General features: G+C 34.6%; 12 protein-coding genes, 2 pseudogenes and 1 riboswitch. Of the genes and pseudogenes, 11 read left to right on the plus strand and 3 right to left on the minus strand.

Annotation, left to right across the window (positions count from 1 at the left end; all coding sequences use genetic code 11):
- Positions 1–423: 423 nt before the first annotated feature.
- The 4 genes from DES36_RS14195 to DES36_RS14210 all read left to right on the plus strand — a co-directional run bounded on the left by DES36_RS14195 (position 424) and on the right by DES36_RS14210 (position 4,275).
- Positions 424–999 (plus strand): hypothetical protein, encoded by a 576-nt coding sequence (locus DES36_RS14195; RefSeq protein WP_113921869.1) that lies wholly within the window; start codon positions 424–426, stop codon positions 997–999.
- A gap of 42 nt (positions 1,000–1,041) precedes the next feature.
- A riboswitch (cobalamin riboswitch) is annotated at positions 1,042–1,222 on the plus strand.
- Between the two features lie 82 nt (positions 1,223–1,304).
- Positions 1,305–1,559 carry a creatininase family protein gene (locus DES36_RS14200; protein ID WP_113921870.1) on the plus strand — a complete coding sequence of 85 codons (255 nt, stop codon included), beginning with the start codon at positions 1,305–1,307 and terminating at the stop codon, positions 1,557–1,559.
- A gap of 763 nt (positions 1,560–2,322) precedes the next feature.
- On the plus strand, positions 2,323–3,090 hold the full coding sequence (locus tag DES36_RS14205; protein ID WP_207657475.1) for an acetoin reductase: 768 nt from the start codon (positions 2,323–2,325) through the stop codon (positions 3,088–3,090).
- 87 nt (positions 3,091–3,177) lie between these two features.
- On the plus strand, positions 3,178–4,275 hold the full coding sequence (locus tag DES36_RS14210; RefSeq protein ID WP_113921872.1) for a glycerol dehydrogenase: 1,098 nt from the start codon (positions 3,178–3,180) through the stop codon (positions 4,273–4,275).
- Between the two features lie 204 nt (positions 4,276–4,479).
- Here DES36_RS14210 and DES36_RS14215 read toward each other — a convergent pair whose 3' ends face one another.
- The gene (locus tag DES36_RS14215; RefSeq protein ID WP_113921873.1) at positions 4,480–6,429 is read right to left on the minus strand and encodes an oxidoreductase; all 1,950 of its coding nucleotides are present in this window, start codon (positions 6,427–6,429) and stop codon (positions 4,480–4,482) included.
- A 227-nt stretch (positions 6,430–6,656) separates the two neighbouring features.
- Here DES36_RS14215 and DES36_RS14220 point away from each other — a divergent pair, with 227 nt between their 5' ends.
- The 4 genes from DES36_RS14220 to DES36_RS14235 all read left to right on the plus strand — a co-directional run bounded on the left by DES36_RS14220 (position 6,657) and on the right by DES36_RS14235 (position 9,051).
- Complete coding sequence (locus DES36_RS14220; RefSeq protein ID WP_113921874.1) at positions 6,657–7,211, plus strand: PadR family transcriptional regulator; 555 nt, start codon at positions 6,657–6,659, stop codon at positions 7,209–7,211.
- Positions 7,212–7,364: 153 nt separating this feature from the next.
- Positions 7,365–7,901 carry a DUF2284 domain-containing protein gene (locus DES36_RS14225; RefSeq protein ID WP_113921875.1) on the plus strand — a complete coding sequence of 179 codons (537 nt, stop codon included), beginning with the start codon at positions 7,365–7,367 and terminating at the stop codon, positions 7,899–7,901.
- 60 nt (positions 7,902–7,961) lie between these two features.
- Entirely contained in the window at positions 7,962–8,333 is a 372-nt protein-coding gene (locus tag DES36_RS14230) for a hypothetical protein (RefSeq protein ID WP_113921876.1), read from the plus strand.
- A 76-nt stretch (positions 8,334–8,409) separates the two neighbouring features.
- The gene (locus DES36_RS14235) at positions 8,410–9,051 is read left to right on the plus strand and encodes a DUF3786 domain-containing protein (RefSeq protein WP_113921877.1); all 642 of its coding nucleotides are present in this window, start codon (positions 8,410–8,412) and stop codon (positions 9,049–9,051) included.
- 180 nt (positions 9,052–9,231) lie between these two features.
- On the opposite strand, the gene DES36_RS14240 is transcribed toward DES36_RS14235, so the two are convergent.
- A complete protein-coding gene (locus tag DES36_RS14240; protein WP_113921878.1) occupies positions 9,232–10,515 on the minus strand; it encodes a uracil-xanthine permease family protein in 1,284 nt (427 codons plus the stop codon).
- Positions 10,516–10,884: 369 nt separating this feature from the next.
- Positions 10,885–11,286, minus strand: a pseudogene (locus DES36_RS14245) (SDR family oxidoreductase); the annotation flags it as partial.
- Positions 11,287–11,699: 413 nt separating this feature from the next.
- Here DES36_RS14245 and DES36_RS14255 point away from each other — a divergent pair.
- The 3 genes and pseudogenes from DES36_RS14255 to DES36_RS15250 all read left to right on the plus strand — a co-directional run.
- Positions 11,700–12,152 (plus strand): hypothetical protein, encoded by a 453-nt coding sequence (locus DES36_RS14255; RefSeq protein WP_113921880.1) that lies wholly within the window; start codon positions 11,700–11,702, stop codon positions 12,150–12,152.
- Between the two features lie 113 nt (positions 12,153–12,265).
- Positions 12,266–12,928: a DUF3786 domain-containing protein gene (locus tag DES36_RS14260; protein WP_113921881.1), complete on the plus strand. Its 663-nt coding sequence runs from the start codon at positions 12,266–12,268 to the stop codon at positions 12,926–12,928.
- Positions 12,929–12,993: 65 nt separating this feature from the next.
- Positions 12,994–13,155, plus strand: a pseudogene (locus DES36_RS15250) (transposase); the annotation flags it as partial.
- Between the last annotated feature and the right edge of the window lie 81 nt (positions 13,156–13,236).

The following is a 13,236-nucleotide window of genomic DNA, read 5'->3' on the forward strand; positions in this document are numbered from 1 at the left end:
CAATTATAACAAATCTGGTGTTTTCATGCTATTTTTATACCTGTAAACCCGGAATTCCAATACTTGTATTCAATTATTTATGTGCGAAGTTTGAGTTATGTACTCTAGATATTTACAGCAAAATTTATTTCATTCTGTAAATACCTACTCCTAAATAAATTTGATTAAGTTAAATGGTTGTGGGTATATAATTAATAGAAATAGTATATAAACTTAAACCAAACATCTTTTCTCGTCCTTATGATATAAATGTTATTAATTGATAATAGCAAATCATTATGAAGAAGCAGTGAAGAATATTTTGAGACCTATGCTTGTTTTTTTAACTTGTATCAAATTCATTTTTTGTTTATTTAAGATTAGTGTAATAGTTTTTATTTCTTAGTTTAAAATATAGGTAATAAAATTTAAGGAGGAATTTTTTTGAAAAAATTAATGAGTTTATTTGTTATCCTAGTAACCCTTTTCACCCTAACCATTGGTTGTACGCCTAAAGAAACTACTGAGCAAGAAAAACCAGATGCAACGCAAGACCAAACAACTCCGGATGCATCAAAACCTGAACCGGATACTGCAACTGGTCCTTCCTACGTAATGGATGAAGCTTCCATCCAAAAGGTAATGGGACCTGAAGGAAGTTGGATTGTCATATTTACTCAAGATATGAAAACCGATAAAGAATTAGTCTTAGATGGAGAATTTAGAGACAAGGATGATCCTAATGGCGACATTGTTCGCAAAGTAAAGCTTTATGCACAAGATGAAAATCGAACCAAAACTGCATCGTATACACTTACAGCACCTAAATTAACTATTAAAAGTGAAAATGCAATGATTGAAGGGGGTACCTTCGTTGGCGATGTTTACGTAGAGGCAAATGGTTTTACCATAAGGGATGCTCAAATCCAAGGCAATGTTTACTTCTCAAAAGAGGAATACAAAACCTCTTCTCAAGTCATCGAGAATAGCAAAATTACCGGAACATCAGAAGTAAAATAAAAGATGAGGCATAAATTGCCTCTTCTTTTAATTGTGCGCCCAGAATGGGCGCAATCTAATGGTGAAAGTCCCGAAGCTACCTGGTAGTGGGAAGGTTATAGCTAAACACCAAAGGGTGTCGTTGACGACGATGAATCTTTATTATATGTCACTCCGATTAGGGGGAAGACAATAAAGGTGTTTAAATCTAAGTCAGGAGACCTGCCTATTATTTTTAAAGTCTGCTCGAGACAGCGGATTGCGATGTAGGATGTTGGAAAGTCCATACTATTTTTTAGTATGGACTTTTTTCTTTAACTAAATTAATAAACAAAGAGGATTTAAATCCACAAGAAGCTGAGAGAGCATTTATATCAATTCTAAACAACGAGCAAACAGATATGCAGCAAGGAGCTTTTCTGTCTGCCCTTACAGCAAAAGGCGAAACAATCACAGAAATAACAGATATCGCTTTAATACCTATGGGACAAACAGAACAACATGGCCACCATTTGCCCCTTGAGGTAGATAACTATATTGCAACAGGTATTGTTGAAAGAGTTGCCATAAAGCTTGTGTGAATCCTCTTGTGGAGTTCGTTAATAATATAAAAACCTTAAATGTTTAACTTTGTAAGGATGCTAAAGATGGTTTTGCTTTCTAAGGCAAGAAATGCTGAGTTTCATAAACTAAAAGTAAATCTGATAATGTAACTTTACCCCTCGATATGTGTATAAGGGAACATATCGAGGTTATTTTTTACTCGATTTTCTAGAATGTTTTAAGATATCTTATTTTTCTATCACATAAATCTCTAAGAAATAATCATTAATTATGTAATATAGCAAAAAGATTGTGAAGATATTATAATCACGCTTGAAAACATCTTTGTTAATTTTCTCAAGAATGAGAAAAAGTATTATTATGAGATTTAAAATGAGAAAGTATGAGATGAATTAGATCAAAAACTAAGACGAAAGCATACCTGCTACTTACTGAATGAAATAATTAAAAGAGAAAAAGCGCCTATAAAGGACTATCTTGAAGAGAGCGCAAGACAAGATCATAAAATACGGCATAAAAGCGGATTACTTTAATTCATCCCGAATTAATAGGCACTAATACTCCCACTTCAAGATAAAAAGAAAAAGAGGAGGACATTGAGAGGTTAGAGGTTAGAACACAAAGACTTCACTGGAGACAAAAAAATCTAACCTCTGATCTCTTGCTTCCAACTTCCCAATTCAGTAGGGGATGAAGAAAACCCTTACGGAATAAATTTCACTTTATTTGGCACATTACTTGCTACTTAATGTAATAAGAAAGTTAAAGGAGGTAATGAAGATGAGTAAAGTAGCTATCGTAACAGGGTCAGGTAGAGGTATTGGTAAGGCTATTGCCTTAAGATTGGCAAAGGATGGATTCAATGTAGTAGTTAATGCTCGCAACCCTGAAAATGCCAAAAAAGTTGCTATGGAGGTAGAAGAACTAGGTCAAAAAAGTATTGCTATAGCTGGAGATGTATCCAATGAAAAAGATGTCAATAGCATTTTTGAAAAGACAATAAGAGAGTTTGGGAAGTTGGATGTTTTAGTAGCCAACGCAGGTATATGTACAGTTAAACCTGCTGTTGAAACAACATCAAATGAATGGGATGAAATATTTTCTATAAACTGTAAAGGCGTGTTTTTAACAAATATTGAAGCAGCAAGACAGATGATGAAGCAAGATACCTTAGGTAAAATTATTAACTGTTCTAGTATAGCAGGTCATGTAGGTTTTGGATATTTATCTGCATATAGTGCAACTAAGTTTGCAGTGCGAGGGTTCACTCAGGCATTAGCAGCGGAATTAGCACCCAAAATTACGGTTAATGCTTACTGTCCTGGCATTGTAGAGACAGATATGTGGGAAAAAATTGATGAGAGTTTGTCTCCCTATTTAGGTGTTGAAAAGGGTGGCGCTTTTACGGAATATTCTAAAAAGATTTTGATGGGAAGACCCCAGAAATCAGAAGATGTAGCAAATTTAATATCCTTCTTAGCCTCTCCTGGGGCAGATTATATCACTGGTCAAGCTATTATTACTGACGGGGGCATCGTGATGAGTTAATAAGTCATGTGGATTTTAAGCATTAATGAATAGATATAGGTGGTGTGTAATGTATTTAAGACCATTTTTAGAGGGAGGTTTTTGTTTATGACCAGATTAAAATTAATAAGAGCTCCATTAAAATACGTGCAAGGAAAAGGGGCTTTATTAAATTTTTATGAAGAAACAAAAGATTTAGGATCATCATTTTTGTTTATCTGTAGTAAAAGTGGATATAGAAGTTGTCACAAAAAAATTGAAAAGAGTTTTGAAGGAACCGAATGTAAGCTACATTTTAAAATATTCAACGGCATCAGCTCAAATGGTGAAATTGAAAAAATGAGGAAAATTGTCAAAGAAGAACAAATCGAGGTGGTTGTAGGTATCGGTGGAGGGTCCGCTCTTGATACTGCAAAAGCAACTGCATATTATGAGAAACTCCCTGTTGCAATTATTCCTTCGATTACAGCTACAGATGCACCTTGTACTGGACTCTCAGTTATTTATCATGATGACGGAGCTTTTGATACATATCTATTTTATCCCAAAAATCCAGAGGCGGTTATTGTGGATAGTCAAATCATTGCAGATGCACCTGTAAAATTTCTGATAGCAGGCATGGGAGATGCCCTTGGGACTTATTTTGAGGCTAGAGCCTGTATAAGAACAAATTCTCCTAGTTTAGAAAATGGAGGAATTTCACTGTCAGCTATGGCTTTATGCGAATTATGTTATAAAACTCTATTAAAATGTGGATATCAGGCAAAATTATCTTGTGAAAAACATTTGGTCACACCTGCTTTAGACGCGATTATTGAGGCAAATACATACTTAAGTGGTGTAGGTGCTGATAATGGAGGACTTGCAGTTGCTCATTCTGTATACAATGGATTTACAGCCTTACAGGAATGTGAGAAAACCATGCACGGTTCCCTAGTGGCATTTGGGACGATCGCACAACTTATTTTAGAAAGTGCCCCCAAGCAAGAAATTAAAGAGGTTATGGATTTTTGCTATAGTGTAGGTCTACCTATTACTTTAAAAGAGATAGGAGTAACCGATGGAGAACGTGTTCGCATAGCTGCTCAAAAAGCTTGTATACAAGGAGAGACAATTCATCATATGGCAGGAGATGTAACCTCGGAACAGCTATATGACGCCTTGTTAACAGCGGATTTGTTGGGGCAACAATACTTTATATCATAGCTTCAAAAATATCAGCCTGATATCTTGGGTATTTACTTTTTTTACCAGTGAGGCAGTGGGCAAAAGTTACACTTTCTCATTATAAAAAATTGTTGCCAAATTTATTCATAAAAATTTAAGATTTGGCAACAATCAAAATAACAAAATAATTGATAGTTTATTACTCTTTCAAATCCATTAGCAATTCAATTGACTTAAAAATCGTTAGATATCGAGTGCAGCATGGTATCCTTGATATACCGCTGTTGTTATAGTTGACGCTTTTACACAATCTCCAATTTGAGCAACATATGGTGCACAGTCAATTAAGTTTTCCACTACATTTCTTCTTGCTTTCTGTCCAAGAGCGCAGATTACTGTTGTTCCTGGAATGAGTTGTTCTTCAGCTGTTGAATCAGCACAGATGACTCCATCAGCTATTACCCGTAATCCTTTTAAGCCTGTATGAACCTGGATTTTTTGCTTTTCAATTTCCTTTAAAAGAATTGGTCGGTGTCTGATATTTGCGTCTATTGCTAATTCTTCTCTCATCTCCACAAGGTGAACAGTTTTTCCTTCTTGAGCAAGATGGATTGCAGCTTCACAACCTGCAAGTCCCCCTCCTAAGACGATGACTTCATCTGTCACCTTCTCTTTTTCTAGATAATAGTTGTTCACCACAATTACGTTTTCTCCATCTAAACCAGGAATGGGTGGCAAGAGGGGTTCCGATCCTACTGCGATGATTAACGCGTCTACGTTTTCATTTTCTACGTACTCTTTTGTAACTTCTGTATTTAGACGGATATCAACGCCAGCATCTCTTGCCATTTTTTCAAGAGTGACACCTAGTTGGTACATTTCATATTTGAAGGGAATTGCCTGTTCGCTTTTAAGGATTCCACCTAATTGATCCTCTTTTTCGCAAAGAATAACTTCATGTCCGCGTTTTGCCGCTGTGATAGCAGCTTTTAGTCCACCAGGACCACCACCTGCTACTAAAACTTTTACAGGAAGGGAGGTTGGTATGACTTCCGTTCCATCGAGCTCACGTCCGATTAATGGATTAACAGTACAACGTCTTGTTGAAGTAACTGCACGCTCTGCCATACAAGTAAAACATCTTAAACAATAGATAATGTCTTCGTCACGGTTACTCATTACTTTTCTTGGTAGTTCAGGATCTGCAAGGAGTGCACGAGCCATATAGATGACATCTGCTTTACCTGAAGCGATGATTTCTTCCATCATTTCTGGATCATTCAAACCGCCAATTGTAGCAACAGGTACGCTAACATGTTTCTTGATTTCGGCAGCAAGAAATACATTTCTGCCATGAGATTCAAACATAGAGGGGTGAGTTATGCTGAACCCTTGCTGGTACGTTCCAGCCGATATATGTAAGAGGTCAACTCTAGATTCTAATAATTTTGCAATTTCAACACCCTCAGCTAAATCATAACCGCTATCGAAGAACTCGGATCCACTCATTCTAAATTCGATTGGGAAACCAGGTCCAACTGCCTTACGTACGCTATCTAGTACTTCTTGTGCAAATCGTACTCGATTTTCAAGAGAACCACCATATTTGTCAGTTCTACGGTTAAAGAAAGGAGAAAGAAACTGATTTACGAGCCATCCATGACCACCATGTACCATAATCATCTCGAAACCTGCTCTTTTTGCAAGGGCAGCGCAATCGCCATAAGCAGCTACAATCTCGTCAATAAGCTCTTGGGTAAGTGCCTTTACAGGTAAACCATCTGAACGAAGGCCTTCGCTTGGACCCCATTGAGCAAGCCCTTGTTTTTTATTTTTGTCCGTCAAATATGTGCCTGCAAACTGACCTGAATGAGATAATTCTACACTAGCAATGGAACCGTGTCGACGGATTGCGTCTGCCGTATAGGTAAAGCTTGATAGAGCGCCAACTGTCTGTAAATCTAGATGGAACATATGAGAACCCTCTGTTTTTGGATGAACCACTAACTCGCTTACAGTAACTGCTCCTGCTCCACCCTTAGCTCGTAATTCATAAAAAGCGGTTGATGCACGTCCAATAGTACAATCAGCAGTGATGTCTGTTCCACCCATAGGTGCAGAAAACATTCTGTTGCGGAAATTTACATTTCCAATTTGAATAGGTTTACTTAGATTGGGAAATTTTCTTTTCATTGCTATTCTCCTTTTAGTATGTATTTTTGTTAAAACTCTAACCGTGTTGTAATGGTTTTCATGACCGTTAAAGTTTTCAGTTTCTTTCGTTATGTCTTGTACTTTACAGAAATATTGTTTATATTTGTAGTATAAGGTCTAAATCTAAACATGTCAATACATACATATTGTTTTTGTGATAAACTTGACATTAGTATAGAATTATTTTGAAGGGTGGTACTTACACGATGCGTTTGTTAAAATATGCTATTTTAGGATTAATTAACCGAGGGGCTATGACTGGTTATGATTTGATGAAAGTATTTAATCGAGAACTAGTTAATTTTTGGTATGCAAAGCATAGCCAAATATATCCTGAGTTAAAAAAATTAACTGAAGAAGGTTTAATTACCTACGAAACCGTACTTCAAGGTGAAAAAATGGAAAAAAAACTTTATTCAATTACAGAGGCAGGCAAAAAAGATTTTTTAAATTGGCTTAAAAAGCAGAATGTCTTAGAGCCTACTCCAAAGGATATCTTTCGGCTAAAAGCCTACTTTCTGGAGTCTCTGTCAAAGGAAGAAATTTTAGAGCAATTTGAGTACCAACTGAAGCAGCGCCAGGAAAAATTAAAGAAGCTTGAAACCACAATGCTTGATCACCCTTTTGCAGAATCAGTTGCCAATGTATTCTCACCAGAGTACGGGGATTATATTGTTTTAAAGGGTGCCATTATGAGAGAACGAACTCATGTTGAGTGGCTCCTAGAGTGTATAAGAGAAATCGAATCCAGTGAAGCATAAATCCTCTTAGATATCTAATTTGATTTTTTTCTGATGAGTAATTAAGAGTTATGATAATAAAAAATGTATGGTATTATTATAGGAGAGGTTTAGAAAGTTTATAAACAGAGTATTGTAAAAGGCACAAAAAATGTTTTGAAAAGGATGACTTATATGAACAAATTTAATATAGAAGAAGAAATAAAACCCTTGCCAATCCACGATTACGCTTTTTTAAAGACAGAAGAAGTGATCTTTTCAGAAGAGGTTAGAGAAATATGTAAGGGCAATTCATGTGGGTTATACGATACCTCTTGGGCGTGCCCTCCTGCTGTAGGAAGTTTAGAGGAGTGCCAAAAACAATGCCTAAAACACGAAGACGCCTTTATTTTTACTACAGCAACTCAAATGAAAGATAGTTATGATGTTCAGGGGTGGCTAGAGGCAAGAGAAGAACATGAAAAAGTAACTGATCAGGTAGGGGAGGTCTTTCGAAAATATACTAAAAGTCCTCTAATTTTGTCTACAGAGGGTTGCAGCGTTTGTAAGAGCTGCACTTATCCCAATGAACCCTGCCGATTCCCAGAAAAAATGTATCCCGCTACAGAAGGCTATGGCATATTAGTGATGAAGCAGGCACAGTTATGTGGTATTAAGTACAATAATGGTATCAATACGGTCACATATTTTAGTATGATATTTTTTAATTGAATTTGATTTATAGTTCGTAACTGCAAGAGATTATTCTCTACAAAAAAAGGGGGCTCTATTTTGCAAAACAATAAATTATTGCCAATATCAATAATTATACTTGCATTGGGTATAGTATTAAGTTCAATTTGTTTAGGATATTCAATACAAAAGTCAACAAATACACAAACACAAAACACTGCTATAGATAGTAATGTTATGAATATACCTCAAGTTGCTAACTATCTTGGAATGACAGAGGAAGAAGTTGAAGGAATAATTAAAACAGAAGAAAAAACATTAGAGTCAATTGGGAGTTATACAAATATGATGTTTCCTCATTTCACAGTAAATGGTGAATTATATTTTTATAAGGAACAAATAGATGAGTGGATAACAGAAGTTTCGATTCAACGTAAAAAATATGATACAATAAAAGGCTTTATATTTTAACTTTAAACATACTAATTCATAATCTTTATAAATTACGTTACAATATAAAACACTGCAAAGCAGAAGGGAGAAAAATATGAGTTTAGGAAAATCGAATTATGATATTCAAGCAGAAAAGGCTCAACTTGAGTTTCCAAAGTGGAATCATGAGGCTATAGCTCATAAGTTTGATCTCATCTATGATAAAAAGTATTTATACATAAATTTTATTGGTCAGAAATACCGGATCAATCGCGAGACTGGAATAACGGAAAAATCAGATGATGGCATATTGTATTACTCTAAAGCAGGTTTTAATGAGATTATGTCATTTTTGGATTTGTTCTCTTATTCAAAGCCACAGTTAGAGCTATCAGGAGAATGGATTAATATGCAAAGTTTGGGCGCTCGTTTAGGTGCTACGGGCCCCTCTGGAAGAGCCGTTGCCAGTGATGCATTTAGCCCCTTTTCTGAATATTTCAGCGGGAAGTGTTCGAAACTCGCAAAAACATGTGTACAATTAGGTGGAAAAGAGGTAGCACATGCTGATGTAAGCTACGTTATAAATGTGTTTGATTTTTTACCTGTCATGATACAATTCTGGGATTGTGATGATGAATTTGCTGCAGACACCAGAATCTTTTGGGATACGAATATCTTAGATTACATGCATTTTGAGACCATTTTTTATGTTGCTAATCACCTGCTTCATAGAATCAAAAGCATAATGGGTGAGTAGTTTGCGTCTAAACATTAACCTTGTTATTAAAGATATCTAAGAAGATAAAAAATGAAAAAAAGTAATATAGGGGGCTCATGTTTTTATGTTTTGTACTTTTACTACGTATGACAGCTTGCAAAAGGAAAAAAGCCACGGATTACTTTTATAGTAGTCTGTGGCTTTTTAAGTATTATGAGATTATGAAGATTTCTTTTGTGTTGATATAATGTTAAGTACTGCGTTTAATGCTATGCCTACTATTGCAGCTAGGCTTAAGCCTGTTATTGAAACAGCTTCGTTTATCTTTATACCGATATTTATGCCCGTTATGTTTTGGAAGTAGGATTCCCACAGCCCTAAAACTAATACTACAATCATGACTATTACATTTACTGTATTGAATTGTACTTGGTTATTCTTTATAGTTTGTACACCTACAAGAGCAATCATAGAGAATAACATCATGCTAATACCACCCATAACTGGAGTAGGTATAGTTCCAAGGAAGCCACCAATTTTTGAGACGAAACCAAGAATGATTGCAAATATTGCAGCCAATCTTAATATAGATGGGTCATAGTTCTTTGTTATAGCTAGAACTCCTGTATTTTCACCATAGGTTGTATTAGCAGGTCCTCCTATTAGACCAGCAAACAATGTAGCAAGTCCATCTCCAAGAAGAGTTCTGTTTAATCCAGGATCTTTTATAAAATCTTTGCCGACAACCTGTCCATTTGTTGTTATATCACCTACATGTTCCATGAAAACTGCCAGTACTATGGGAGTCAAAACCGCTATTGCAGGTAAGCTGAACTTTGGCAGCGTAAAAGCTGGAACTGCGAGCAAGGGTGCATTTATAAAGGGAGTTGGGTCTACTTGACCAAGGAAATATGCCGCAACATAACCAACAACTACTGCAATTAATATTGATAGTTGTTTAATAAAGCCTTTAGTAAAAAGGTTAATAATAAGTGCTGTTCCAAGAGTTACTGTAGCAAGTAAAAAATTCTCATTTGCCATACCAAATGCTACTGGGACAAGGTTTAAGCCTATAACAATTATCATTGGACCTATTACATGAGACGGAAGATATTTTTTTATAAAATCCATTCCAATCTTTTTGATTACTAAAGACATTAGTATATAAACTAGGCCTGCAACCATTATACTCCCTTGAGCATATGCAAGATCCCCATTATGTGCTTCTTTAACAGCAATTATTCCGCCTATAAACGCAAATGAAGAACCTAAGAAAGCAGGAACTTTTTTCTTTGTTACAGCATGAAAAATTAGAGTACCGAATCCTGCTGACACCAACGCAACAGATGTATCAAATCCTGTAAGTACAGGTACTAATACAGTTGCACCAAACATTGCAATAAGATGTTGAAGCGCAAGAATCACTTTCTTTGGTAAAGCAAACCAATTAGTTACTTTTGTAGTTTCTAGTTTAATGTTATTACTTAATACTTTCTCTGACACAAAAAAGCCTCCCTAATTTTTAAAAATTGAGGAGAAGAACTAACTCTTTTCCCCTTTTCAGCCTCACCGGACCAATTTAAAGATGATGTAGATAAAATGATCTTGAATATCAAAAAAAGACTTCTTGCGCTAGCAAGAAGTCACACTTGTATAATAATTGTGCAAAATCATTAATGTTTATCTTGCTAGTCTCACAGGACTTGTTTAAAGATATCAATTACATGAATATTATCATACTTTTTGTACATTAGCAATATATATTTTAATTGAACTTGACATACATAATAAATAATCTTTAAAACTTAACAAAAATTCCACATTAAGTGGTGTACTTTTAAGATTTTCGTATAGAGTGCTTATTATTTTAGCTTAGGAACTAACCATGATTCCTCCATTTATGTGTATTACCTGACCAGTAACATAATTAGAATCCTCACATGATAAATACACGTAAGCAGGCGCTAATTCAAAGGGCTGACCTGGTCTTTTCATAGGTGTATTTACGCCAAATGAAGTAACCTTTTTCTCGCTATAACTAGCAGGAATTAAGGGTGTCCAAATAGGTCCTGGGGCTACGGCGTTAACTCGTATCCCTTTATCTACTAGATTCAGAGCTAAAGATCTAGTGAAAGATACAGTTACACCCTTTGTGGAGGAGTAGTCTATTAGAGTTTTATTACCTTCATAGGCTGTGACAGATGCAGTATTTACAATGCTACTACCTTCTTTTAAATGGGGAAGGAGAGCTTTGGTCAGATAAAAGAAAGAAAATTTTAATCATCGCTTATTTTAACATAGTGTTTTTTAGTGGTGTTGACGTCTTTATGTCCTAGTACATATGCTCCTAAGTAAATATTGCCTGTTTCACGGTAAAATTATAATGATATTATAATTTACTGTCTAATATATGATAAAATAGTAATAATGTAATTCCTTTTAATAAATAGATTGTGATAGTTAAATCTGAAGGAGGATAAATTATATAAAACGAATCCAATGACTAACCTTGCAGATTTAATAAATCACTCACATACAGTGGTTTAAGACAGTTAACAAAAGGGAAGCTGCTTACAAGGATTATTGTTGGAGTTATAATTATTGAAATATTAAAATAGCCTGTAGAATAAAAAAATTAATGGATTCAAATAGAATAATGTGTAACATGCAATAAAGGAGACATTCCAATGATTGAACAAATGGTAGTATATGGTTTATTGATAATAACCTTTATTTTAGTAAGTATGTATAATTTTAAAATACGATATGAGTGCATATATCCAGTGAGATTAACAAAGCCAAGAATTATAATATCAATAATCATACCCTTCATATTTTGTTTTATAGCTTATATTGGTGGTAACCTATGGCACTATTATATACTTGCACTTGTGGCAGCTATATGTATAATCTCTAGTATAGTAGGGGAAGGAATTCATGAAAAAGGAATTTATTATTATCCTGGTAAAAGGCTCATAGCTACCTTGGCAAAATGGGAAGATATTAAAGATATTAAAGTTGATATGAGTAAGAATCAACTTAAAAGTTTTAAAAATACAAAAACAAATATAAGAATATATACAGATCAGTATTATAGCTTGGAAGGTATTGTTGCAATTAAAAAATTTATAGAAGGATAAATGAGTATTGAAATAAATTCATTTAATGTATAAAAACATAGTATTATTTTAAGACGCATCATTTCTAAATCGCGTCACAACATAAAATATCACAAAGCAGAAGGGAGAAAGGTATGGATTTAGGGAAATCAAATTATGATATTCAAGCAGAAAAAGCTCAACTTGAGTTTCCAAAGTGGAATCACAAAGCTATAGCTGACAAATTTAATCTCATCTATGATAAAGAGTATTTGTACATAAATTTTATCAATCAGAAACACCGCATTAATCGCGAGACCGGATTAGTAGAAAAGTCAATTGATGGTATATTATATCACTCTAAAGCAGGTTTTAATGAAATTATGTCCATTTTTGATTTGTTCTCTTATTCAAAGGCACAGTTAGAGTTATCAGGAGAATGGATTAATATGCAAAGTTTAGGCGCTAGTTTAGGTGCTACGGGCCACTCTGGAAGAGCTGTTGGTAGTGATTTGTTCGCTCCTTTTTCTAAATATTTCAGTGGGAAGTGTTCAGAGCTTGCAAAAGCATGTGTACAATTAGGTGGGGAAGAGGTAGCGTATACTGATGTGAGCTATATTATAAATGTATTTGATCTTTTGCCTGTCATGGTACAATTTTGGGACTGTGATGATGAATTCTCAGGGGAAATAAAAATATTTTGGGATAAAAATATCCTTGATTATGTGCATTTTGAGACGACTTTTTTTATTGCTTTTCATTTGCTTCAGAGAATCAAGGAAGCAATGGTATTAAGTACAATAATGGAATCAATATAGTTACATATTTTAATATGATTTTTTTTAATTGAAACTTATTAGTAGTTCATAACTGTAGGAAGGATATGTGTAAGCTATATACCTATGGATATTTTGAGGGGATTCGATGATCAAGAAAGTTAGAAAAAGAATGTCATCGAAATGTAGAAGTAATGTGGTTATTAAAGAATTTAAAGCCATACTTTAAGACGATTGCACATTTTCGAAAAGATAACAAAAAATGCCTAGTCATAATGGGAATGAAGCTTACTCAAAAGATAAATTTATATATAATAAAGAAAATAATACTTACACTTGTCCTCAAGGTT

The organism is Alkalibaculum bacchi, from assembly GCF_003317055.1.
Taxonomy (GTDB): Bacteria; Bacillota; Clostridia; order Eubacteriales; family Alkalibacteraceae; genus Alkalibaculum; species Alkalibaculum bacchi.

What these genes read in the sequence shown, in the direction of transcription:
- DES36_RS14225 (WP_113921875.1), top strand. Translation starts at nt 7,365, where the DNA reads ATGAACAAATTTAATATAGAAGAAGAAATAAAACCCTTGCCAATCCAC.
- DES36_RS14215 (WP_113921873.1), bottom strand. Translation starts at nt 6,429, where the DNA reads ATGAAAAGAAAATTTCCCAATCTAAGTAAACCTATTCAAATTGGAAAT.
- DES36_RS14255 (WP_113921880.1), top strand. Translation starts at nt 11,700, where the DNA reads ATGATTGAACAAATGGTAGTATATGGTTTATTGATAATAACCTTTATT.
- DES36_RS14220 (WP_113921874.1), top strand. Translation starts at nt 6,657, where the DNA reads ATGCGTTTGTTAAAATATGCTATTTTAGGATTAATTAACCGAGGGGCT.
- DES36_RS14205 (WP_207657475.1), top strand. Translation starts at nt 2,323, where the DNA reads ATGAGTAAAGTAGCTATCGTAACAGGGTCAGGTAGAGGTATTGGTAAG.
- DES36_RS14260 (WP_113921881.1), top strand. Translation starts at nt 12,266, where the DNA reads ATGGATTTAGGGAAATCAAATTATGATATTCAAGCAGAAAAAGCTCAA.
- DES36_RS14235 (WP_113921877.1), top strand. Translation starts at nt 8,410, where the DNA reads ATGAGTTTAGGAAAATCGAATTATGATATTCAAGCAGAAAAGGCTCAA.
- DES36_RS14210 (WP_113921872.1), top strand. Translation starts at nt 3,178, where the DNA reads ATGACCAGATTAAAATTAATAAGAGCTCCATTAAAATACGTGCAAGGA.